We start from the raw sequence: 24,143 nt of genomic DNA, 5'->3' as shown, positions 1-24,143 counted from the left end.
TCCATGGCCCTCCCCGCCACCGACCGCTGGGTCGCTCTCGCCGCGCGCGGCGACTCCACCCGGATCCACGCCCGCCTCCGCCTCGGCGCCCCTCCGCGCGCGCTCTCCGGGACCGATGCCGGACCGGCGCCCCCCTGTGCAGACGCCCCCGCCCTCGCCGCGCTCACGGCAGACGCCCGCCGCCTGGCCTCGGGATGGGAGGGCTCCATGAGGGCCAAAGTCCCTTCTGGAGGCACCCCGTTCGTCGAGGCCTGGGCGCCGTGGGTCGCTGCGGCGGCCGAGCGCGTCCGAGCCACGCTCGGCCCGGAGGACGCCCTGCCTGCCCCCGTCCTCCATCGGTTCGAGGCCGCGCTGGGAGCGGAACTGGCCACCCTCGCCTCCCATCCGCTTCGGACGGCCTACGCGGTGCGGAAGTCGATCCGGGGTGGGAACGCAGACGAGGTCTACGCCGGGTTCGTTGCCGACCTGGCGAGCGACGCGGGCGACACCCTGTTCGAGGACTATCCCGTCCTGGCTCGCCTCGTCCCCACGCGCGCGCTGTACTGGGTCGAGTCGACGGTGGAGTTTGCGCGTCGGCTCGGCCGAGACCGGTCGTCCATCGAGGCGGCGGCGAAGGCCTGGACGGGAGACCGCGCCATCGGCCCCCTCGTCGATGTCTCGACGGGCCTCTCCGACCCGCATCGCCGGGGGCGTTCGGTCGTGATCGCCACGTTCGGCTCCGGGTTCAAGGCCGTGTACAAACCGCGCCCGGTCGACCTTGACCTAGCGTTCGGGCGGTTCGCCGCGTGGATGGCGGCCGAGAACGGCCCGGTCGTCCACTCTCCCCGAGTAGTCGGGCGCCGATCCCACGGGTGGGCCGAGTTCATCGCCGAGGCGAAGGGCTCGGTCGACCCGGCCAGGTACTATCAGCGCGCCGGGGCCCTCCTGTGCACCCTCCACATGCTCGGGGGCCGCGACTTCCACTTCGAAAACATCGTGGCGGGGCCGGACGGTCCGGTTCCGATCGATCTCGAAGTCCTGCTCGCCCATCACCCACCGACGCTCGGCGCGGCCGCCCCGGCGGCCGTCATCTCCGAGTCGGTGGTCTCGACTTCGCTCCTCCCCCACTGGTCAGGCGCCGGGTCGCTCCGGATCGACACCGGGGGCTTCAGCGGCGAGATGGGGCTGCTCGACGCGGGTCCCTCACCCGACGGCCCGAGGAAGAACGTTCCACACGCCCACTCGGGGCCCGCCCACCCCGAAGACTACGAGGACGACCTGATGGCCGGGTTCGAGGCCGCCTACCGGTTCTTCGCTGACCGGCGCGAGGAGTTGGGCTCGACGGGTGGGCCCCTCTCGGCGTTCGATGGCGCCCGGACGCGGTTTCTGTTCCGCCACACGCGGACCTACGGGTCCCTGACACGCCAGGCCCTCACGTGCCGACATCTTCGAGACCCGGATCTCCGCGACCTCGAACTCGACCTCCTCTTCCGCCCTCTCCTCCATGCCGAAGGCAGCGAGGCGTGGGCCCCCATCGTCCACGACGAGAAGGCGACCCTCGATGTCCTCGATGTCCCCTTCTTCGAGGCGACGGTAGACAGCACGGCCCTCGAGACCTCGGCGGGCCCCATCCCGCACTTCTTCGCCGAGAGCGGGCTCGCACGGACCCAGGCCCGGATCCAGGCGCTCTCCCTCGACGACCTCGCCTTCCAGCAGGCCTCGATCCGGGCAGCCCTCTTCACCCGGCGCTCGAACGGAACCACCGTCCTTCCCGCCCCCAGGCGCCGGCTGCCCGCCGCCAGCCCGGCCGACCTCGGGTCCGCGGCCGACGCGGTGTCGGCCCAGATCCGAGCGGGTCTGTTCGAGCAGCCCGATGGGACACTGATCTGGCCCCACGTCGACCGTGTGGCCGCCCTGGACCGGTGCGAGGTCTCCCCGCCGGGGGTGTCGCTCCACGACGGCGTGGCGGGAGTCGGCCTGTTTCTCGCAGCACACGCGGCGATCCGAGGCTCGGACGCGTCCGAGCGGATGGCGCGCAGGCTCCTCGACGGCCTCGCGGGACGGGTCCGGGCGGGACGTGTGCGCGGCCTCGGCGGGACGACCGGCCTGCCGTCGGTGCTGTACGCGCTCGCCGAGGCGGGCCGACTCCTCGACCACCCCGCGTGGTCCGACGCATCCGTCGACGCCCTCGACCACCTTGACCCCGAGGCCATCGACCGCGACGAGGCCCTGGACGTGATCGCCGGGTCGGCGGGCGCGGCCCTGTGTCTCAGCCGTGTCCATGAGCTCACCGGGAGCGCGCGGGCACTGGACCTCGCCGTTCGGTGTGCGGACCGGCTCCTGCAGGCGCGCCTCTCGCTCCGAGGCCATGCGGTATGGCCCTCTGCCGAGGAGGGCGTCCTGATCGGGTACGCCCACGGGGTAGCCGGCATCGCGGACGCCCTCCGGCGTGTCGGGGCGCTGGCCGGGACCGAGCGGCACACCGCCGCCGCCGCCGATGCGATCGGCTACGTCCAGTCACGGATGGATTCGGCGACCGCCTCGTGGATCCGGTTGGACCGGCTGGACGATTCCGAAGCCGCGCCCGAGCCTGCCTCCGACATGTGGTGCCACGGGACGGCAGGCGTCCTTCTCGCGCTCGCCTCCTCCGGAGACGGTCCCGACATCGAGGCCCCCGGGCCGCTGGCCGAGGCAGCCGCCCGGCTTCTCGACCTGGCCGACCAGCCTCGCGACCACGCCTGCTGCGGCGCGTTCGGGCGGGTCGCTGCGGCGTTCGAGGTTTCCGGCGGCCACGGCCCCCTCGCCGACGCGGCCCGCGGCATGGCCGCGCGGCTGACTCTCCGGGCCGACGGAACGTACGTCGCCCAGTACGGCGCCGGATATTTCGACCCCGGTCTCTACACCGGCCTCTCCGGTGTCGGCCTCGTCCTGCTGCGCCTCCACGCCCCCTCTCATGCGCCATCGTTCCTCACCTGGTCCTAGTCGAATCGGCCGGGCCTGGCTCACCGTCGCGCTGCTGGCGGTGATCGCAGGCTGCGGGCCAAGACATCCGCTCGGCTCCCGCGACCTCGGCGACATCACCCCCGGGGCCGAGGCCTACCTAGTTCGGGCCCTGACGATCCTCCAGGAGGAGGCCCTCCACGCCGACAGGCTCAACGCCGAGGCCCTCGACGCCGTAGCAGACCTGGCGCGAAACGCCGACTCCCCCGCCGAGACGTACCCGGCCATCCGCCACGCCGTCGAGGCGCTCGGCGACGGCCACAGCGCGTTCGTGACGGCGGATCAGGTGGCGGCCGGCCGGAGCGCGAGCCGGGCCGAGCAGGGGCCGCCTGTCGACGGGCGATCCGTGGGCTCCGTGGCCGTCCTCCGCCTGGGCACGGCCATCTACGACGACCCCGAGCGGCGGTCGGGCCTCGCGGAGGCGATCCACGGCGCGCTCGCCCAACTGGCCGACGACGAGCCCTGCGGCTGGGTCCTCGACCTCCGCGGGAACCAGGGCGGGGATCTCTGGCCCATGCTGGCCGGCACGGGGCCGCTCGTGGGTGAGGGCGAGGCCGGAGGAATCGACGTGCCGGGGCCGTCGGACATGGGGTGGCGCTACGCCGGAGGAAAGGTCTCGCTCCGCCTCCGCCTGGCGGGCATCCTCCCCCTCTCCGCCCCCCAGCTTACCGTCGAGTCCCCTGTGGTCCTCGACGGGACGCCGCCGGTGGCCGTGCTGACCGATAGCCTGACGGCGAGTTCGGCGGAGGCCCTCGTCGTCGCGTTCCGGGGGCGCCCGCGCTCGGCGAGCTTCGGCTCGCCCACATACGGCGTCCCGACGGCAAACCAGACCGTTCGGCTGGACGATGGCGCACTCTTGATCGTGACCACCGGTGTGTTCGTGGACCGGACAGGCCGCCGATATGCGGGCCCGATCGCACCCGACGTGGACGCGGAGGGCCCCGCGGTCCTCGAGTCGGCCATTCGATGGGTCGAAGCGGAATGCGACGCGTGAGGCAGCGGTAGATTCCAGCTGCCCGGGGCCGTAGACTCGGGCCCGTCCCCTCTCCCCTCCATGCAACCTGTTCTGCCTGACGAACTGGCCCAACTCGGCGAGGCGGCTGGACAGCTCGCCTTCCTGAGCGCCGTTCTCGGAGGGTTCTCCTTTTCGATTCTCAGCTCGCTCCTGACGGCGGAGGGCCCACGCGGCCTGGGCACGGCGCTCGTGTCGAGCGCGGCCATCGCGGCGGCGGCCTTCTTGTGCGCGTCTATCATGGGCACCCTCCTCTCGTTCTCGCCGGACGTGACGGTGGCCGTGGTCCCCCGCCGCACCCTCATGGTCCTGCTGGTGGTGGGGATGTACGCGCTCCTGATCGCCCTCGGCCTCTGCGGGTGGGTCCGGTCCAGGGTGACGGGGATGATCACCTCGCTGGCCGCCTTCGTCAGCGGCCTCGTCATCGCATGGGCCGCGACCGGCTTCTGAGGCTCTCCCTACCCGCCTCGGGCGCCTGGTACGGCCAGGGCCGCCTCGTTCAGTGCGGGATACCCTCGCGAGCGCTGGAGGTGCTCGGGTAGCACTCGGCGGCGAGGTGCCGGAGCAGGTGGGCCGCCTCGGCCGATGCCCCCGCTTCCGCGGGCACGTCGAGGCCGTCGAGGATCTCGTCCACCAGCCGGACGACGACGGCGAAGGCGTCTGGACGGAGGGAGCCCTGGTAGTTCCAGATGCGCCCCCCGTCGAGGGGCCGCCCTCCGGTGTCCGCCAGCCCGAGCAGGCGGCGGACCGCGTCCGGGCGCCATCTCCCGGTGGCCACGGTCACCCCATACGCATCGGCCATCATCTCCTCGAAGGCGTTGGAGGTCATCGCGCCCAGCACACGGCGCGTGTAGTAGTGGGCACACTCGTGCTCGCGCCGGATGACGTGGGAGACCTGGATCCACTCGTCCTCCTCAACGCCGAGGGCGGAGGCGGCGACGCCCGCGTAAGGGCCCTCGCTGAGCAGCACGAATCGGTCCTGGTACCGCGCTCGATGTGGAATCAGGGCCTGGAACGCCTCTTCCCAGGAGCCCTTCGCGCCGGAGGCCTCCCACGTGCGGCGGTATCGCCGAACGCGGTCCCAGTTGTTGTACCCGCTCACCATGAGCGCCCCCATCGATGCGGGGATGGGAACGGGCTCGTTCCGGCGCGTCAGGGCCTGGAGAAGCGCGACAAAATCCTCGCGCACGGGAGCGGTCAGGACCGGAATCCGGCCCGCCGGGGTCGGCTGGAGCTCCAGGCGAAGGCGGTCCGGGGCGACCAGCTGGAGGCCGCCTTCGAACAGGCCGTCGGGCCCGAGGGCGGCCAGGTCTCCCCGACGGGTGGCCGCCCGGTACACCTCGGTGTCTCCGATCCCCGCGCGAACGGGAAACCGGAGCTGGACGATGGCCTGCTGGAGCACCGCGAACACATCGCCTGCCTCGGCCTCGGCGAGGTAGCCCTCCCAGGCCGACACGAACGGCTCGTCGTCGAGGGTCTGCGGGCCGGAGAAGGTGAAAGGGCTGTCGGTGTAGGCCAGGAGCGTATCGAGGTCGGCCTCCGCCGCGCCCAGGCGGCGGAGGCGGTCCGTCCGGTGCGCGAGGTCGGCAGGGGGGCTGGGGAGCATCATGGCGGGAGTGGAACGAAGCCGGCCCCCGAACAGGTCAGGGGCCGGCCAGGGTCGATGGGACGGCGGGGCAGGCGGCCTACCAGCCACCTCCGGCGCCGCCACCGCCGAAGTCGCCGCCGCCGCCGGACGCGCCGCCGCCGAGGTCGGGCTCCGTGCAGCCGCCGACGATGCCGGTGTCGCCACCGCCCGTGACGCCACCCGCGGCGGCCTCGAGGGCCTCGTCGGACAGTTCGGTCTCGGAGGCGGCGGTGTTCGTGGGGTCGTTGCTCATGATCGTGTAGGTATAAGGGAAGAAGCGGGGTGGGGGTCCTCTTCGTCGCCTCGCCGGAAGAGGTCGGCGGGGGCGAAGTCAGTCGCCCGCGGGAGTGCTGGTGGAGCGGATCGGAACCTCGGCGTGAGTCGCGGCCATGTCCCCCGTACTGTGGTACTGGAACTGGCCGCCCCGGATGACCGCCGTCACGAGGCGCTTGCCCACGACATCCCCCTTGTCGTCGAAGCCAAAGGGGCCGGTGATGCCGCTGAGCTGGCCGCCGTCGCGGAGCGCCGCCGCGACGGCGTCCGGCGCGGCCGAGCCCGCCGCCTCCATGGCCTGCGCGAGCACACGGACGGCCTCGTAGCCACGGGCAGCCCACGAGTCGGGCGCGGTCCCGTACCGGGCCTCGAAGGCCACGCGGAAGGCCTGCGACTCGGGGCGCGGGTCGTCCGGGTGGAACACGCTCGCCACGTAGACGCCCTCGGCCGCGCCCTCGGCCGACTCGACCAGTTCGACCGTGTCGAGCGCGTCGCCGCCGAAGATGGGCGCGCCCACGCCGCCGCGCCTCAGCGCCGCGATGACCGAACCCGCCTCGGGCGGCACGCCAGCCAGGAAGACCGCGTCCACGCCGCGCGCGCCGCGCGTCTGGCGGACATCGCCGACGAGCGCGTCGAGGCCGGAGCCGTCGGCACCGTAGGCCGCGCGGCCCACGACGGCGACGCGGCTGTCGGTGGCGGCCGCCTCGAACGCCGTCGCGAGCCCCTCGCCATAGGACGTCCGGACGTAGACCACGTAGACGCGGCGCCAGCCGTTCTCGGCCGCGAGGGCCACCATCTGGCGGCCCACGTCCTCGTCGTCGTGGACGCTGCGGAAGATGCGGCGGTGTCCGCGGCGCGTCAGCTCGGGCGCCGTGGACGCGGGCGTGAGCATCAGCAGGCCGCCGCGCTCGTAGATGTCAGCCGCCGGGATCGTGACGTGCGAGTTGAGGTGGCCGATGACGGCGACCACGTCCGGGTCATCGGCGAAGCGCTGGGCGACCAGCCGACCGCCGTCGACCGACTCGTCGTCGTCGCCGCGGACGAGCCGGAGCGGGCGCCCGAGCACGCCGCCGTTGGCGTTGACCTCCTCGACGGCCATGTCGAGGCCCTCGGCGTAGAGCCCGGCGGTCCGCGCCTCCCAGGGCCAGGCGACGCCGACCACGAGGTCGCCCTCGGCCTGGGCCGCCCGTTCGGCACGGAGCGTGGCGGGGTCGTCCGGCCCACAGGCCGAGGTAAAGAGCGCGAGGGCGAGGAGGGCCGCCGCGCTAGCGGGAAAAGAGAGTCGTGCGGGACGCATGGCTTCCTCTGAGGTGGATGGTGGAGAGAAATGAGTCGATGTCAGGCGAGCTGGCGGGCGGCGAGGTCGGCGAAGAGGCCGGGCACCGCGAGCAGCTCGTCGTATGTGCCTTCCTGGACCACGCGACCACGGTCGATCACGTAAATCCGGTCGGCGTTCTGGATCGTCGAGAGCCGGTGGGCGACGACGATGCGGGTGGCCTCCAGGGCCTCCAGGCTGCGGGAGACCGTCGCCTGGGTGTGGTTGTCGAGGGCGGAGGTCGCCTCGTCGAAGAAGAGGAGGCGGGGCTTGCCGACGATGGCGCGGGCGATCATGAGGCGCTGCCGCTGGCCGCCCGAGAGCGTGGTGCCGCCCTCGCTGACGACGGTGTGCATGCCCATCGGCATCTTCTGCACGTCGCGGTCGAAGCCCGCCATGCGGGCGGCCTCCCAGGCGTCGTCGTGGGTGGCGCCGCTAGAGCCGACGATGTTGGTGAACAGGTCGCCCTGCATGAGGCCGCCGCTCTGGAGCACCACGCCGAGCTGGCGGCGGACGGCCTGCACGTCGATCTCGGCCAAGTCGTGGTCGTCGTAGAGGACGGCGCCTGCCTCGGGCGTCTCGAAGCCCAGCAGCAGCCGCAGCACGGTGCTCTTGCCCGACCCCGACGGCCCGACCAGCGCCACGAACTCGCCTGGCTCAGCGCGGATGGTCACGTCCTGCAGGATCGGCGAGCCCTCGGGGTCGTAGCGGAACGTGGCGTGCTCGACGCCGAGGCGGCCGGTCAGCTCGCCGGGGTCGGCCTTGGTGGCGTCCACCTCAGGCAGCGCCGTCAGGATGGGCTCGGCCTGCTCGTAGAGCGGGATCGCCATCAGCACGGACGTAAAGGCGCCCGAGAGCGACAGCACGGCCGCCGTGAACGATGCGTAGGCGGCATGGAAGGCCACGAACGTGCCGATGGGCAGCAGCGGCCCTTCGTCGCCCGAGGCGACAACGGCGAACAGCACCAGCGACGACACGATGGGGAACGCCGCATTGAACGTGCCCAGCCCGTTGGCCGAGCGCTTGGCGCGGACCTGCAGCGCCCGCTGGCGGCCAAAGTCGCGCGCCCAGTGCGAGAACGCCTTCGCCTCGGCACCCGCCACGCGCAGCTTGGTGAGGCCGGTCAGGAACTGGAGCACGCGGCCCTGCAGGCGCGACTGTACTTCGGACACCTCGCGCTGGTGCCGCAACTGGACCCACGACGCGACGAGCGTACAGGTGAGGGCGATGCCCGTCAGGCCGATCGCCCACAGCGACAGCGTGACGCTGTACCACAGCATCAGCCCGACGTACGTCACCGAGAACACGGCGCTCAGCAGCGACGTGATGGTCGCGCCCGAGAGAAGTTGGCGGATGGAACTGATGGCGCCCGCGCGGCTGGCCAGTTCGCCCGCCGTGAACCGGCGGAAGAAGCCCGTCGGCAGCTTGAGCAGCCGGTCCCAGACGGCGGCCTGGACGGTCACGTCCATGCGGCTCTCCAGCCGCAGCAGCGCCAGCCCGCGCGTGGCGTGGAACGCCGCCGTGCCCAGGGCCGACGCCACCAGCGCGCCGATCAGCTGGAACAGGAGCCCGCGGTCGGCCTCGGGGATGGCCGTCTGGAACAGCTCGCCGGTGACGTACGGCGTCAGCAGGCCCAGCAGGCCGACGACCAGCCCCACGGCCAGGATGGCGCCGAGGTCGCGGGACCCGCCCGCCAGCCCGAACCGCGCCACGTCCAGCGCCGAGAGCGCGCGGTCCGGAAACGGCCGGTAGAACGTGAACGCGACCGGGTGCACGCGGTCGGCGACGGCCTCGGTCACGACGGTCTGGTCCGCGCCGTCGAGCAGGACCGTCTTGCCCTTCCGCCGGAGGAGCGCGACCGGGCGCGGCGCCTGACCGGCGCCCTCGGGCATCGCCATGCCCAGCACCGGGCCCACGTCGGCGCGCCACCAGTCACCCGAGAGAACCACCTTGCGGACGCGCAGCCGCGACGCCCGCGCGATCTCGCCGACGCGGTCGCGGCGGGCCGCCAGGTCGCGCGCCGGCGGCGCCTCGATCTCGACGCCGAGTGCGCGCCCGACGCGCATGGCGGCCGTCATCAGGGCGTCAGCCGCCTCGGCCTCCACGGCGTCGGCGTTGGGCAGGAGGATGGACGCGAGGTGGCTCGATCCCTCGGCGAGGGCCGCGCGGGCGCCCTCGGCGCGGCGTGCGGCACGGGCGCCCTCGGCCGCCAGGCCCCGGTCCTCGTCGGCCGCCAGCGCGTTGAGGACCAAGCCGTGGAAGGCGTCCAGGTCGGCGTCCAGGCCCGCCTCGGCGAGCCGCTCGGCGGTGCTGGCGACGTGCGCGACCGTGGGCGCCGTGGTCACGAGCCAGGGACGCGCGCCGACGGGCACGGCGCGGCCGTTCGTGGACAGCTCGGGCCGCCCGCCCAGCGTCGCCCCGCCCTCTTCGAACCGGACCCACACGAGCTGGTCGCGGCTCCGGAGCGCCGCCCCCGCCTCGACCTCCAGCACCTCACCCGGCACCGGCCGCACCGACTCCTTGGGTGGCGTCCCATCAAACACGCCCTCGCCGAGGGCCGTCACCCAGGACTCCACGAGCGCCGCCACGTCGACCACCATCCGATCGACGGGCACCATCTCGGCGCCGGACGACGGCACGGCCAGCAGCGCGATGCGCCCGCTCGGCACGGGAAAGAAGGCCTCGCCCGCGGCCCGTCGGCAGACATGACGGCGGCGGCCGACGGGCGTCCCAGCCGAGTCGGTCCGCACGGCGAACACGTCCACATGCCCCGACGCGACGCGGGTGGCGTCGGCGATGCCGGTGAGCGAGAAGGGGGCGGAGAGCGTCGGGGCAGTCATGGGGAGAGGAGTCGGGGCGCGTACGGCGTGGGGATCAGCGTCCGTTCATATGGAATGCGGAGGAGAAGAGAGTTGGGCCTCGGTCTAGTGCCCTCCTTCTCTTCTCGTGACGAGGCAGTTCACTGGGCGCGCATCAATAGGTCGAGATGAGATCGGCGTAGGGCCCATCCGAGGCGGCCATCTGGTCGTGGGTGCCGCGCTGGACCACCTTGCCACCGTCGAGGACCACGATCTCGTCGCAGTCGCGGATGGTGCTCAGGCGGTGAGCGACGATGAGGCAGGTGCAGCCGCGACGTCGGATGGCGTCGTCGATGACCGCCTCGGTGGCCGGGTCGAGGGCGCTGGTGGCTTCGTCGAGGACGAGCAGCGAGGGGTCGCCGACGAGCGCGCGGGCGATCTCGACGCGCTGGCGCTGGCCGCCCGAGAAGTTGCGCCCCCCCTCCTCGACGTGGCCGTGGTAGCCCCCCGGCCGCTCGGCGATGGCATCGTGGATGCAGGCGTCGCGGGCCGCGCGGACGACCGCCGCGTCCTCGACCGCCGTGTCCCACAGCGTCAGGTTGTCGTGGACGGTCCCCTCGAAGAGGAAGATGTCCTGGTCGACGAAGGCGAACGAGTTGACGAGCGCGCCGACGGGCACCTGGGCACGGGGCACGCCATCGAGGAGGATGTCGCCGGACCACGGCTGGTAGAGACCACAGACCAGCTTTGCGACGGTGCTCTTGCCGCTGCCCGAGCCGCCGACGAGCGCGACCCGCTGGCCGGGCTCGAGCGCCAGGTCGAGGCCCTCGATGAGCGGCGCCTCCAGCGGGCTGTAGCCGAACGTGATGCCACGCAGCTCCAGCCGCCCGTCCAGCTTCGGGCGGACGACCACGGGCGGGGCGGGCAAGCCCACGGCCGTGCCGTCACCGCTCCCGGCCACCTCGGTAGTGTGTCCGGCGGGGTCGGCCGGGCGTTCGGGCGCCGCGCGCAGGACGTCGTCGAGGCGGCCGAGGTCGCCTTCCACCTCCTGCAGCGTGCCGCCCAGCCCGACAAGCTGGTTGACGGGCGCGATGAACGAGGCCGTCAGCGCCTGAAAGGCGACCAGCATGCCCATCGTCATTTCGCCGTCCATGACCCGGAGGGCGCCGAGGCCGAGCACGATGGCCGTGTTGAGCGCCACCAGCACCGGCGGCACGATGGCGAGCACCTGGCTGTACAGCCCCAGTTCCTGCTGCGCGTTGGACGCCTTGGCGTGATAGCCCGCCCAGCGCGCGAAGAAGTCGCCCTCGGCCCCCGACGCCTTGAGCGTCTCGATGGTCTGGAGCCCGCCCATGGCTGCGCCGAGCACCTTGCCCCGCTCGGAGAGCATCCGCTGGTTGGCCTCCTTGCGCCGCCGCGAGACCACCTTGAGCGCGAACAGGTTGAGCGCAGAGACGGCCACGCCCGCCAGCGTCAGGACCAGGTCGTACTGGATCATGAGCGCGGCGTAGAAGATGGCCGTGACCACGCTCAGCGCCGTCGTCGCCAACTCGCCCGAGAGGATCCGCGCCACCTTGTCGTTGATCGCCACGCGTGAGCCGATCTCGCCGGCGAAGCGCTGGGTGAAGAACGAGAACGGCAGCCGCAGGATGTGCCAGAAGAACTGGCCCGAGGTGGAGGCGGCCAGCTTCGTCTCCAGCCGCAGCAGCGCCGAGCGCTGGAGCCACGTCAGGCCTGCCGCGACGGCCGCTGTCGTGCCCATGAACAGCAGGAGCGGCCGCAGCCAGTCCATGTTGCCACCGACCAGGACCGAGTCCACGAAGACCTTCGAGAAGATGGCCGCCACCAGGCCCGGCACCACGAGCAGCAGGCCCGCCACGATGACGTAGAGCAGCGACATCTCACTGCCGCGCAGGCGGGGCCCCAGCGACGCCGCGAGCGTCCGCTTCCGGCCGCCGGGCTCGAAGTCGGGGCCGGGCTCGAAGGTGAGCACGACGCCTGTGAACGCCTCGTCGAACTCCGCCTCGGTGACCACGCGCGGCCCCATGCCCGGGTCGTTGAGGTAGACGTTGCCGCCCTTGAATCCCTCCAGCACCAGGAAGTGGTTGAAGTTCCAGTGCAGGATGGCGGGCCCCTGGACCGTCTTCAGCGCCTCGGGCTCGCGCTTGTAGCCCTTCGCGACGAGGCCGTAGCCGCGGGCGGCCTTGAGCACGTTGCTGGCCTTGGAGCCGTCGCGCGAGACGCCGCACGCCTGGCGAACCTCTTCCAGCGGGACGATCTTGCCGAAGTAGGCCAGCACCTTGGCGAGGGCGGCGGCGCCACACTCGACGGCCTCCATCTGGAGCACGGTCGGCACGCGGACGCGCTTGGCGGGGCGCGGGCCCTCGGGCAGGCCGAGGGGTCCGGGCAGGCGGCGGCGGAGCCGGTCGATGGCCTCGCGCGCCGGGGCGGCGTCGCGGGAGCGCGGGCGGAGACGGACAGCGGCGGTGGCGCGCATGGGAGGCGAGTGCTAGGAGCGGTCGGAGGCGGTGACGGAGCGGATCAGCCGCCGACGCCGGTCCAGCGGCGGAGCGCAGGGATCACGAGGGCGAGCGGGCGCTGCTGCTCGACGGCGACGGTGGCCGCGGCGACGGTGCCGCTCTGGAGCGTCGCGTCGGGTCCGCCGGATGAGGACCAGGCGTAGCCGGTCGGCGTGTCGGGGTCGAGTTCGAGGCTGGCATAGACCTCGTAGGGGGCCGCGCCGCCGGAGAGCGCCTGGACGAGGTTGGCGTTGGCGAGCGTCCGCATCATGCCCTCCTGGGTGGCGGGGAAGTCCGAGACCGAGGTCACGCGGGCGCGGACGGTGCCGAACTCCTCGCGCTTGAAGGTGGTGGGGGCCAGCTGGACCGGCATGCCGGGGCGGAGGCGCTTGCCGTCCTGGGCGGGCACGTAGAGGACGGCCTCCAGCGACTGCACGTCGCGGCCCTCGCGGTCCAGCCGCGCCAGCGAGGCGCCCGGCCCGACGAGGTCGCCCGCGTTGACGACGACCTCCAGCACGCGGCCCGTGTAGGGCGCCGTGACCTCGATGGCGCGCTCGTACTGGGCCTCCAACCGCTCCACGTCGCGCTCGGCGGCGAGCACCTGGAGGCGGAGCTGGGTCGCCTCGCGGGCGCGCTGGCTCTGGTCGGTGAGCGCCTGCGCGCCGACGCCGTCGCGCTCGGTCTCGAGGCGCTCGATCTGCTCCAGCGTCACCTGGAGCTCGCGGCGGGTGGCCTGGACGGTCTGGTCGGTGACCAGGCCCTGGGCGAGGAGCTCCTGCTGGGACGCGATCCGCTCGCGGAGCCAGCCGCTCCGCTCGCGGGCGCTGCGCAGTTCGACGGCGGCGGCGGCGCGCTGCTGGCTGCGGAGCGCGTTCGAGGCCCCCGCCTCCTGGGAGGCGAGCGCCAGCGCCTGCGCCTCCTGGTGGCGGAGATCCGCGACGCGGTCGCGGGCCTGGGCGACGGCGTCGGCGAGGTCGGCCTGCTCGATGCGGGCGACGACCTGGCCCTCGCGGACGTGCGTGCCGGGGCGCACCGACACGTCGGTGACGCGGCCGCCAACGGTCGTGGACACGTCGAACACGCCCCCGGTGCGGATCAGGACGCCGGTGCCGTGGACGCGCGTCTGGAGCGTCCCGAAGGCGCCCCACACGAGGGCGACCGCGATGAGGGCGCCGAAGGCCGTCAGCCCGATCCATGCCCGCGCGGAGGTGAGGCGGAGGAGCTGGTCGAGCTGCTCGGGCGAGGAGAGCCGGTCGATCGAGACCTTGCGAAAGATGTTGGCGTTCATGGGGACGGAGGCGAGAAGCGAGAGGCGGGGGCCGTCAGGGGCGAGGCGTCAGGGGGCCGCAGGGAGGGTGCAGAGGTCGGCGGCGGGGCCGAGGGCGCCGACGGCGGCGTGGAGGCGGACGAGCGCCTGCGCGTAGCGCACCTCCGCCTGGACGGCCGACGTGCGGGCGTTGGCGAGGCGTTCCTCGACGATCTGCACGTCGAAGAGCGTCCCCATGCCGAGGCGGAGGCGGAGGCGCTCGTTCTCGACGGCCTCCTGGTAGAGGGCGACGGCCTCGCGGGTCTGGGACACCTCGGCGGCGCCGCTGCGGAGGCTGGCGATGGCCCCCGCCACGTCGGCGCGAATGCGGCGGGCGAGGTCGTCGCGGGCGATGCGGAGGCGCTCGCGGGTGGCGCGCTGGCGCTCGGTGGTGGCGCGGGTGATGCCGCTGCCGAGCCGGTTGACGCGAAGCGACACGCCGACGCGACCGCCACGCGAGGCGCCGCCGACAGGGAGGAACTGCGCCGCGGCGCCCTCGCTGAGCGTCGTGTAGCCGGCGTCGAGGACCACGTCGACGGAGGGACGGAGGTCGGCGGTGGCGGCGGCGGTCTCGCGGTCGAGGGCGCGGACGCGGAGGTCGGCGCCGAGGAGGTCGGCGCGGGCGTCGAGGGCGCGGGCGACGAGCGCGGCCTCGTCCACCTCGACGGTCGCAGGCACCTCGGGAAGGGCGTCGGCGGCCGGGCCGAGGGCGTCGGCGTCGGCGGCGGTGCCGCCCATAGCGAGGCCGAGGCGCTGGCGGGCGTCGTAGACGGACTGGTCGGCGGAGAGGCGGGCGGCGCGGCGGCGGGAGAGGTCGGCGCGGAGGGCGACGAGGTCGGCGGCGGGGCGCTCGTCGGCGGCGACCAGGGCCTCGGTGTCGGCGAGGAGGCGGGCGGCGCGGGCCTCGGCGACCTGGAGCGCCTCCTGGATGCGGACCGCGCCGACGTAGTCCCAGTAGGCGACGGCGGCGGCGGCGGCGGCGGTCTCGGCGGCGCGGTCGAGGTCGGCGCGGGCGGCGGAGATGCGTTGCCCGGCGGCGTCCTCGGCGGCGAGGGCCGTGTTGCGCTCCCGCCCGCCGAGGACCGGGTAGGCGAGCGAGACCCCGGCGGTGGTTTCGAGCAAGGCCGAGGTGCCGTCGGCGGCGGTGCGCGTCATCTGGACGAGCGGGGTCAGCGCGAGCCCGGAGCGGTACTGGCGCTGCACGCCGACCTCGACCTGCTGGTAGCCGCTCCCGGCGGTCGCGAGGACGGGCGTGGTGCCCTGGAAGGAGCGGTTCGGGGTGGCGGCCTGCCCGCCACCGACGCTGCCGTAGAGCTGGGGGTCGAAGGCGCTCGCGGCGGCGCGGAGGTTGGCGCGCTCCCCGGCGATGGCCTCGCCCGCCAGGGCGACCTCCGGGCTCTGCTGGCGGGCCGCGCCGAGGGCGTCGGCGAGGGACACGGGCGCCTGGGCGGACGCGCGGGCCGAGACGGCGAGGGCGAGCAGGACGAGGAGGCGGACGAACATCGCGGGGGAGGTCGGGGCGATGGTCCTCCTTCCAAGGCTCGTGCCTCGGGTGGGCGGGGGCCTCTGCGGGCCTGAGCGGGGTCTGGCGGGCGCGCCGGTAGCGCGTCGGCGCGAGTCGGTAGGGCTTGGGCTCTATCGGTCCCGTCTAGCGCGGCGGGGTCCCGGTGCCCAGGTCTCCTAGACGGAATGACCAGGGCCGGACGGATTCGCGCCTCTGGTCTCCCCCTGCGCGACGCGGCCGGAGGCTCGACACAGAACGGGCCCCTCCGCAGCTACGGCGCGCTGCAAAGGGGCCCTGGGGTCGCGTTCTTTCATCGGGGCCCGGCGTGACTACGGCGTCTCGGGGTCGTCGGGGCCGGGGTCACCGGGGCCGCGGCCCCGGTCGATGATGGTGCGGGCGTTGCGGTAGTCGGCGGCGAAGGCGGGTGCGTCTGGGGCGAGGAAGGCGACGGTGGGGTCCATCTCGCTCCGCAGGAGGGCCTGCGCCTGCCGGGTGGCGACGGCGATGGCGCGGGTGGCGCCGCTGCGCGCGACGATGGCTTCGCGCGGGTTGGAGAGTTCGGCGGCGAACTCGTCGTCGAGAGCGTCGAGGGCGTCTACGAAGGCGGCGGTGACACCGTAGGCGCCGAGGCCGGTGGTGGGGTCGGCCTCGGGAGTTGGGAGGTGGAGGCGTGCTTCGGCGACGACGACCTCGGAGTAGTCGGCGAGGGCCGCGTCGCGGAGGGCGGCAAACTCGCGGGCGGAGAGCGTGACGGCGGCGACCACGTCGGGACGGTCGTTGGCGCGGGCCCAGGCGGCGACGGCCTGGGCGAGGCGCCAGGAGCGGTCGGCGACGGCGTCGCGGAGGTCGGCCTTGACGGCTGTCGCGCCCTCGGAGGTGCGGGTCTGGGCCTGGGCGGCACTTCGGGTCTGAGCGATGAGGTCGGCGAGGCGGTCGCGGAGGTCCTGCATGGCCGGGACGGCGGTCCAGGCATCAGCGTGGGTGTCCAGGACGCCGAGGACGGCCCGGTGCATGTCGTATCGGTTGGTCTGGAGGTCGGTCATGGGACATGGGGGCTTGTGGGTCTTCTTAGACCCGCATTCCCCTGCGATCTAACCTCGGAATGAGGTTTTGAGCTGGTCGAGTCGGTCTCGGGTGCAGTGTCTCTGGGCCTGGTGGGCGTCGGGACGGCGCTCCAGGTGGTGGGAGACCCGCTCTCCCTCGCAAGAGTGGCGCTCGAGCGCGTGAGAACGAGGCTCCAGGCCGTGAGAACGGTGCTTCAGGACGTGAGAATGGTGCTCTAGGACGTGAGAACGGTGCTTCAGGACGTGAGAACGGTGCTTCAGGACGTGAGAACGCCTCTCTAGGCTGTGAGAACGAGGCTCCAGGCCGTGCACCCAAGGCTGCAGCGTGCGGGACGCAGGCTGGTGATCGTCGGGCGCGGCGAGGGCTGGGTCGCCGGGGTGCGGCTCGGTCCGCCTCGGGGTCGAGGTGAGGCTAGGTGCGGGGCAGACCCTTGAAGACCTGCTTCTGATGCCACACGGTTGCGGGCTCCGAGACGCGGTACTCGGTGCGGACAGGCTCTGAGAGGGGCTGGCCGTGGTAGGCAAGCATCCACTGCTGGAACCCTTCGTTACCGCGCGCCCGCTCAGACACCTCGACGACCCGCTCTCGGGAGCCCGATGCGGTGACAGTGAAGGCGCCGCGGTCGAGAAGGCGGTGGTGGAGGGCACAGAGCGCGAGTCCGTTGGGGACCTCATCTGGCCCGCCGTACTGGTGCCACTTCACATGGGCGGCGTCGAGGCCGATGTGAGCGTCGCCGACCATGGCGCTGAAGCCACAGACGGCGCAGCGGTGTTCGTAGGCATCGAGCACACGCTTGCGGAACGTGGGGTCACGTCGTCGCCGTCGTGTGAGGATCACATCGGAGGGCGGGTCGCGGTCGAAGCCGATGGCCGTCCGGACCTCGTCGTCGTAGGCCTCGCTGGGAAATTCGTCGGCGAGGATCCCATCCATCAGCTCACCGACGAGGCTGGGATCCGTACGGAGCGCGTCGGCGACCTCGTCCGTGAAGCGTCCGACGGGGTCGAGTTCACGGAGGGCGACGAGGCTCCTGGGGTCGCCGGAGGCGTTTTCCTCGACGGCGTCCGCATTCTCGACGACCCAGAGGCCGTCGTTCTGGAGGCGCCAGAAGGGATAAGAGACGTGGTACGGGCCGTCTGCCGGCCCGAAGTCGATGAGCAATCGCTTGACGGCGTCCTCGATCTCCGTAAAGCGCAGCCGTTCATCGCCATCGGCAAACCGGGCGAGGGCATGGAGAAGCAGGAGCGGCTTGTTCAGCGCTCGGCCTCCACCACGCGTCCGTCCGCGCTTGATGCTTTCAAAGAGGGCGAGGACTTGTTCGCGCGTCATGGTCTGCCTCGGTACCGAGGCGGGCGGGGTTGGAGCGCCGCGCCCGGTAGAGATCCTTCGACTCGCTGCGCTCGCTCAGGATGACAACAAGAGAGCATCGGGGACATTCGCTAGAGGAAGCAGATCAGGCAGCCTTCGCGCTCCTCCTCGGCCACGTCCATGCCGCCCAGGGTCTCGACGAGACGGGTGGCGCGACGGGGAGCGTTGGCCTTGGCCTCGGCCTTGGCCTTGATCTCGGCCATCCGCTCGGGCTTCTCCAGTTCCGAGAGCGGCTCGGTGCGGCACCAGTAGAAGGCCTCGCCGTTCTGAATACTCGACTCCTCGTAGCGCTTGGCTTTGTCGAACAGGTCGGGGTGGGCCTCTTTGAGGCGCACCCACTCGACCTTCTGCTGGTAGAAGCAGAAGTAGCAGCCGGACCGGGAGCGGCCCCAGTCGAGATAGGGCGGCATCCCGAGGCCGGACTCTTCGAGAAGCTGAACGATGTCTTCCTTGACGAGCCCGTCGTCCTGGAAGGGGTAGACGGCGGTGATGTTGGGCTTGGTGGAGATGTAGCCCTCGCGCAGCCGCTCGTCGGCGCGGAGGCCGACGTAGTTGACGACGGGGTCGTCGCCGACGTAGTCCTCGAACGGCTTGAGCTTCATCATCTTGGTACACCACCGGCGGTGGTTGGACGGCAGCATGCCGCCGTAGATGGTGAGCCAGTGCTCGAAGGGATCGGCGAGGTTGTCGGTCGTGCGGATGATGGGCTGGCCGAGCAACGCCTCCAAGCGGGCCAGGTAGTCGTACGTCTCGGGCAGTTCGTGGCCAGTGTCGTGGAAGACGTATTCCATCTCCGGGACGCGGTCGCGGAGGTACACGGCCAGCGCGGCGGAGTCCTTGCCGCCGGAGAGGGAGAGGATGTGGCGGGGCTCAGGCACGGGGCCACCTCGGGGGGAGGGAGTCGGGAGGGACACACCGGCGGTGTGTCCGTACGGGAAGGTCGACGGTGGACCGGCCAGAGGCTAGGTCTCGTCGGGGGCGTCGTCCGATAGAATGCGGCCGAGGGCGCGGACGGCGGCGAGCAGTTCGAGGCGGCTCTTGCCGCGGTAGTCGGCCTCGACCTGGTCCACGAGCGCGTCGAGGCGAGCGGCCTCGCCGTCGCGGACGACCAGCACGCGCATCGTCTCGCGCCCGTCGGCCTCGGTGACGCCGAAGCGGACGGCGGCGACGCCGGACGGGGCGCCGTCGCCGGAGCCGTCGAGGGTGGCGAAGACGGCGGCCTCGGTGCGCAGGAAGCGCGCGGCGCGGCGGGCGAGGTCGGCGCCGAAGCGGGCCTCGTCGTCGTCGGTCCAGCGCGCGAGCGGCTTGGCGGCGACGAGCGCCGCGACGGAGTCGATCCAGCGGTCGAGGCTCAGTCCGGCGTCCGCGAGGCGGCCGGCGAAGGCCTTGAGGTCGCGGTCCTGCACGGCCCCGAGGACGGCGGCGGCGCGGGCCCCGAGGGCGACGCGGGTGGCCTCGTCCATCGTGTCGCCGAGGTCGAACGCCTGGGCGACACGGGCGCCGACGCGGGCGCGGAGTTCGGGCGTCGCCGCGCGCAAGGCGTCGAGGGCGTCGCGCAGGACGGCGACGAACGCGGCCGGATCGTCGGGCGAAACCTCGCAGGCGGCGGGCAGGTCGGCGAAGAGCAGGGTCGCGGGCTCGCGCGCGTCCAGCAGCGTCTCGCGGACGGCGCGGGCGATGGGCGGGACGGTCGCCGTCTGGAGCGCGTACTCGGGAAGCTCGGCGGCGAACACGCACAACGGCGTCACCACGCCGAGCACGTCGAGGTCGCCGCCCGTCGGCCCGTCGGCACCGACGACGTCGAGCAGCGTCCCGAACACGTCGGCGCGGACGCCCTCGACGGCGCAGAACTGGAGCGCGAACCGCTCGGGCGCCTTATCGAGCCGCTGGAACTGCTCGGGCGTGGCGCGGCGCGAGAAAACCCCGTCCTCGTAGAGCGCCACGTCGCGCTCGTAGATGCGGACGAATACGGCCAGCAGCAGGTGCAGCAGGCCCTCGCGGACCCCGAACGGCGGCGCGGCGAGCGCGGCGAACAGGTCGAGGACGGGCACCTTGGCGAGGTCGTCGGCCAGGAGCCGGTCGCGAAGGTGGAGGAGCGCGGGGCGGAGGTGCGCGGGGTCGTCCGCCTCGGTGGGCAGGTGGAAGCCCCACGCCCCGTCGACTTCCCGGTGGAGGCGCCCGGCACGCAGAATGGAGAGGTACATCGCCTTCTCCGGGGGGAAGGCCGTCTCGGACAGGCCGAGCATCGGCCGGTGCGCGCGGTCGAGGACGCCCTCGACGAGTCGGATCCGCGCCGACTTGGCGGCCGAGCTAGGCGCGGCCCGGTTGATGAGTTCGTTGGCGACGCGCGGGGCGTCGGGGTAGACGGCCTCGCACACGTCGGACAGGAACGCGAGTGCGGCGCGGCTCCCGGCCACGTTCGCCGGCTCCCCGAGGTGGAGCCAGTCGGCGCCGACGGCGCCGCGGCCCGTCGTCACGCCGAGCACGTCGTCGAGGCGGCGGGCGAGCGCGGTCGCGGCGGCCTCGACCTGCCGGGAGGCCTCCTCGGCGGCGTAGGCGTCGGTGCCGAGGGCGGGCGTGTGGGTGGTCACCCAGCGCCACGCGGCCTCCTCCTCGATCACGTCGCGCAACCCGGCGAGCGGGCGCGGGACGAGCACGACGACGGCGGGGTCGGTGATCTCGCGCGCCGCAGCCAGCGCCTTCGTCCGCTCCTGCTCCGTGTCGCACAGGGCGACGAGCAGGACGGCGTCGGAGTCGCTCGGTCGGGCCGCGGCATCGGCCAATCCGGCGACGGTCGTCGGGCGGACCTCGACGTGACGCAGCGTGCCGGTCTCGATGTAGTGCCGCCGGGCGACGATGGGCGGCGGGCTCAGGGTCGCGGCGAGGTGGGCGGCGACCGAGCGGACCGGCCCGAGCGCCTCGCGCGCCGATCGGAACGCAGCCTCCAGGTCGACGCTGGAGTGCGGCCACAGGCTGAACCCGCCCCGCGCGCCTCGGTCGAACAGGACGCCCTGCGTCCGGAGCGCCGCGAGCGTCCCCGCAACGTCTACCTCGGTGCCGACGAAGGCCGCCTCCAGCGCCTCGGGCGTCGCGAGCAGGCGGTCGGTGTTGAGCAGGTTGAGCAACCCGACGGCCTTGAGCACGGCGAGGTCGTCGGCGCTCCCGGGGAACGACTCGACGAGCGCGGAGATGGCAGACCAGTGGCTCCGCGCGCTCCGGGCCGCGATGCGGTGGCCGTAGGCCGTCGCCACGTAGTCATAGAGCGCGTCCAGCCCGAAGAACGTGCCGAGGTCGGCCGCCTCGGCGGCTTCGCGGAGCCCGGCGGGCTCGGCGGAGAGCAGGAAGCTGAACAGCGACCGCTCGTTCTGGCCGTAGAGGCGCGTCGCGCGGGCCAGGACCGGGAGCGCGGTCGGGTGGAGCGGGTAGAGCGCGGGGGCCGTGTCCCGAAGCGCGTCGGCGGAGGCGCCGGGGCCGTACCAGCCGAGGGCGACGGCCGCGGTCATCGCCTGGCGCGCCGCGTCGGCCGTGGCGTCGGGGACGGCGGACGGGTCGGTGCCGAGGGCGCGGGCGGCGAGGTCGGCGACCTGTTCGAGGGGCTGGTCGAACAGGACCTCCGCGAACCGCCCGGCGACCTTTTCCCACTCCTGCTGCGCGCTCCGCGTCAGTGCCTCGGCGTAGGCGCCGAAGCCCTGGTGCAGCATCCCGACCACCACGAGCGGCGCGTCGCCGCTGCGGTCGGCCGCCTCGGCGAGTTGCTGGAGCAGGTGGACGTCGACGCGGTCGGGGTGGAGCGCGGCGTGTTCGAGGAACTTGCCCAGCTCGTCGATCACGAGCAGCACGCCGTCCCAGGCGTCGTGCGCGGCCGCCGCGTCGACGGTCTCCTGAAGCAGACCGAGCACGTCGGCGTCGGTCCCGTCGAACAGGTCGAGGGTGCCCGGTGCCACACCGAGGCGGCTGCGGGCGGCGGTCAGCGCACCGGCGAGGGCGGGGGCCATCCCCTCGCGCGAGCCGGTCAGCAGGACGGGCAACAGGCGGGGCGCGGGCGCTCCGTCGAGCGCGCCTCGAACTGCCTGGCGGAGGTCCGGCAGGTCGTCGCCGTCGGCCGACAGGACGTGGGCGAGCGCGAGCCCGAACGAGGACTTGCCGGTCCCGTAGTCGCCCGTCACGCGCCACGCGCGGCTTCCGTCGGCCCCGAGCCCGGCGCCGATCCGAGCGGCCACGTCGCGGACGTGCGGCGTGGGGACGTAGCCGTCGAGCGCGCCGGCGGTGCCGAAGTCGCGTTCGAGGTGGGCGGTCCGCAGGAAGCGGGCGGGCGGGGCGAGGAGGGCGGAGGCGCTCACGCGACGAGGGCGGGTGCGTAGACCCGCTGCAGCAGATCGAGGACGAGGGCGGGGTCAGTCACGTCGGTCGAGGCGGGCCGGGTGGCCTGCGCGAGCGCGGCCGACTCCTGGTAGCCGAAGACCCCGTCGGTGTCGGCGGCGACGGATTCGAGGCGGTCGCGAACGTCCGCCTCGGGGAGCTTGAGGATCTGGCCGGGGCTGCCCGGCGCGATGGCCACGTCGCGGAACGACAGCGTCCGGTCCGAGGGCGCGCGCGTCCGCCAGAAGTCGGCGAGGCATAGGGCGAACAGGGCGGGCGGGATCTCGGGCCGCGCCTCGCGACGGAAGGCGTAGACCGGCTCGCGCTTCGCGCCGACGGTCCGCTCGCCGACGGTCTCGATCAAGCCGAGCTCGACGAGCGGGCTGTCGAGGTGGTCCTCCCCCGCCCCGGCGCGCGTCCGGCCGACGGGCGTGTAGACCTGCATGAACACGTCGAAGTGCTGCCTTAGGGTCGTCTCGGAATACTGCCGCGCGCCGCTGTTGGCCTCCCGGATGAACTCGGGCAGGACGACGCTGCGCACGATCTCGGGCCGGTGCCAGCGGTTGAGCAGGAAGTCCCACGCGAACAGCGGGTCCTCGGTCGTGGCGACGCGCCAGTGCAACAGCCACAGCGTCCGGATGTCCTCCAGGAACGGGTCGAGGCCGCCGTCGCCAAAGACGGCCTCGCCGAACGGCGTCACCGCGTGGCCCTCGTCGGTCGCCTCGATGACGCCCATCGCGGTCGCCCAGAAGACGAGCGCGCGGACCATGTTCTTGCCGATGCCGAGCCGCTCGACGGCGCCCTCCGTGTCGCGCAGCGCGCCCGAATCGTCGGCCAGCGCGCGGACGGCCTTGGGCAGCCAGGCGTACCGGCAGGGGAACCACTCGTGACCACTGTATCGCATGCCCGAAGGTACCGGCGGCCGGACGCCAGGAGGCGTGTCCCCCCGCCTCGGCCGCGCTCCGGAACTCCCCGACGGCACCCCCGACGGCACCGAGGCGAACGTGCCCGACGCCGCGCGCTCAGCCCAGCCGCGCGAGCAGGGCGGAGCGCGCTGGGGCGTCGAGGCTGCGCCGGTACTGGATCACGATGCGCAGGCTGCGGCGTCCGTGGTCGTCGGCGTGGGGGAGCACGCGGTCGACGGCGGCGAGGGGCGCCATGCCGTGGGCCACGAGCGACTTCCAGATCGCGCCGACGCCGCCCGGGTAGAGGGCGAGGAGCCGGTCGGTGTGCGTCTCGAACCAGTCGGGCGCGAGGTCGACGAGGGCCAGGAGGACGTCTCGGTTCGCCCCGCTCAGGGCCTCGGCGCAGGCCGCCTCGACGACCGCCGGGGGCGTCTCGCCTCCGTAGCGCCAGACGCACGCGGCGTGCACGAGGGCGCCGTACAGGGTGCCGCCCCTCTCCGACCGTGGGTCGGGTGCCTCCCGGCCCGTACCGGCCAGGGCGAGGTCTGCGAACACGTCGCCCCCGGAGGCCGTCGGGCACGACGAGAAGAACCGCAGGGTCAGGGTGATCGCTCCGAGATCGCCGGACCTCGCGTGGTGCCCGATGGCGTCGGAGAGGCCGTCTCGGAGCTCCGGCGACGCGCCGAGTTGCTGCCACGCGCGGATGAGCCCGTCGACGGGGGAACGGTCGTCGCGCTGCAAGCGGGTGACCTCCAGCCCGCGAGCGGCCCGGGCGACGAGCGACGCGAAGCCGACCCGCGACCAGTCGACGCCCTCAATCAGCTGAGGCGGGGTCGGGCGTCGGCGTGGCGAGGGAGCGTCGGGGGCTTCGTCGGGTGCGAAGAGGGTCACGCCCTCGGTCGACAGGTCGGTGACGAACCAGGCCCTCCCGCCGACCTCGACGCGCGAGCGCAGCCAGACGGTCACCTCGTCGCCATCGGGCAGGATGAGGCGAGCGCTGAGGCCACCCTGCCGAGCGCCGGAGTCGTCCGGCGTCCGCTCCCGGATGTCGCCGCAGCGAACGCGGGCGGTCCCCACCCTCGCCGCGGCGTCGTTCTGGAGTCGGATCTCGGGCAC

16 protein-coding genes are annotated in these 24,143 nt (G+C 73.2%); 3 read left to right on the top strand and 13 right to left on the bottom strand.

What is annotated here, in order from left to right; genetic code table 11:
- The first annotated feature begins 3 nt into the window (after positions 1-3).
- The 3 genes from B1759_RS10140 to B1759_RS10130 are packed head-to-tail and all read left to right on the top strand — an operon-like array spanning position 4 to position 4,441.
- Positions 4-2,961 carry a type 2 lanthipeptide synthetase LanM family protein gene (locus B1759_RS10140; RefSeq protein WP_158225205.1) on the top strand — a complete coding sequence of 986 codons (2,958 nt, stop codon included), beginning with the start codon at positions 4-6 and terminating at the stop codon, positions 2,959-2,961.
- Positions 2,933-3,973: a S41 family peptidase gene (locus tag B1759_RS10135; RefSeq protein WP_095514888.1), complete on the top strand. Its 1,041-nt coding sequence runs from the start codon at positions 2,933-2,935 to the stop codon at positions 3,971-3,973. Before B1759_RS10140 ends, B1759_RS10135 begins: the two co-directional genes overlap by 29 nt.
- A gap of 60 nt (positions 3,974-4,033) precedes the next feature.
- The gene (locus B1759_RS10130) at positions 4,034-4,441 is read left to right on the top strand and encodes a hypothetical protein (RefSeq protein WP_095514887.1); all 408 of its coding nucleotides are present in this window, start codon (positions 4,034-4,036) and stop codon (positions 4,439-4,441) included.
- Positions 4,442-4,490: 49 nt separating this feature from the next.
- On the opposite strand, the gene B1759_RS10125 is transcribed toward B1759_RS10130, so the two are convergent.
- The 13 genes from B1759_RS10125 to B1759_RS10065 form a co-directional block, all read right to left on the bottom strand.
- Complete coding sequence (locus B1759_RS10125; RefSeq protein WP_095514886.1) at positions 4,491-5,600, bottom strand: hypothetical protein; 1,110 nt, start codon at positions 5,598-5,600, stop codon at positions 4,491-4,493.
- 76 nt (positions 5,601-5,676) lie between these two features.
- Positions 5,677-5,871 carry a hypothetical protein gene (locus B1759_RS10120; RefSeq protein WP_095514885.1) on the bottom strand — a complete coding sequence of 65 codons (195 nt, stop codon included), beginning with the start codon at positions 5,869-5,871 and terminating at the stop codon, positions 5,677-5,679.
- Between the two features lie 78 nt (positions 5,872-5,949).
- Positions 5,950-7,188 (bottom strand): ABC transporter substrate-binding protein, encoded by a 1,239-nt coding sequence (locus B1759_RS10115; protein ID WP_095514884.1) that lies wholly within the window; start codon positions 7,186-7,188, stop codon positions 5,950-5,952.
- A gap of 41 nt (positions 7,189-7,229) precedes the next feature.
- Positions 7,230-10,046, bottom strand: a complete 2,817-nt coding sequence (locus B1759_RS10110) for an NHLP bacteriocin export ABC transporter permease/ATPase subunit (RefSeq protein ID WP_095514883.1) — start codon at positions 10,044-10,046, stop codon at positions 7,230-7,232.
- Positions 10,047-10,179: 133 nt separating this feature from the next.
- Positions 10,180-12,501, bottom strand: a complete 2,322-nt coding sequence (locus B1759_RS10105; RefSeq protein WP_095514882.1) for an NHLP family bacteriocin export ABC transporter peptidase/permease/ATPase subunit — start codon at positions 12,499-12,501, stop codon at positions 10,180-10,182.
- Between the two features lie 44 nt (positions 12,502-12,545).
- The gene (locus B1759_RS10100; protein ID WP_095514881.1) at positions 12,546-13,811 is read right to left on the bottom strand and encodes an NHLP bacteriocin system secretion protein; all 1,266 of its coding nucleotides are present in this window, start codon (positions 13,809-13,811) and stop codon (positions 12,546-12,548) included.
- A gap of 48 nt (positions 13,812-13,859) precedes the next feature.
- Entirely contained in the window at positions 13,860-15,332 is a 1,473-nt protein-coding gene (locus tag B1759_RS10095; protein ID WP_095514880.1) for a TolC family protein, read from the bottom strand.
- A gap of 330 nt (positions 15,333-15,662) precedes the next feature.
- The gene (locus B1759_RS10090) at positions 15,663-16,376 is read right to left on the bottom strand and encodes a hypothetical protein (RefSeq protein WP_095514879.1); all 714 of its coding nucleotides are present in this window, start codon (positions 16,374-16,376) and stop codon (positions 15,663-15,665) included.
- 433 nt (positions 16,377-16,809) lie between these two features.
- Positions 16,810-17,724, bottom strand: a complete 915-nt coding sequence (locus B1759_RS10085) for a phosphorothioated DNA-binding restriction endonuclease (protein WP_095514878.1) — start codon at positions 17,722-17,724, stop codon at positions 16,810-16,812.
- Positions 17,725-17,834: 110 nt separating this feature from the next.
- The gene (locus tag B1759_RS10080) at positions 17,835-18,641 is read right to left on the bottom strand and encodes a phosphoadenosine phosphosulfate reductase family protein (protein WP_095514877.1); all 807 of its coding nucleotides are present in this window, start codon (positions 18,639-18,641) and stop codon (positions 17,835-17,837) included.
- An 84-nt stretch (positions 18,642-18,725) separates the two neighbouring features.
- Positions 18,726-22,103, bottom strand: a complete 3,378-nt coding sequence (locus B1759_RS10075; protein ID WP_095514876.1) for a hypothetical protein — start codon at positions 22,101-22,103, stop codon at positions 18,726-18,728.
- On the bottom strand, positions 22,100-23,026 hold the full coding sequence (locus tag B1759_RS10070; protein WP_095514875.1) for a DUF4007 family protein: 927 nt from the start codon (positions 23,024-23,026) through the stop codon (positions 22,100-22,102). Before B1759_RS10070 ends, B1759_RS10075 begins: the two co-directional genes overlap by 4 nt.
- Before the next feature lie 118 nt (positions 23,027-23,144).
- On the bottom strand, positions 23,145-24,143 hold the full coding sequence (locus B1759_RS10065; RefSeq protein WP_095514874.1) for a hypothetical protein: 999 nt from the start codon (positions 24,141-24,143) through the stop codon (positions 23,145-23,147).

This window comes from Rubrivirga sp. SAORIC476, assembly GCF_002283555.1.
Taxonomy (GTDB): Bacteria; Bacteroidota; Rhodothermia; order Rhodothermales; family Rubricoccaceae; genus Rubrivirga.
This window is presented reverse-complemented; position numbering and strand designations above follow the sequence as displayed.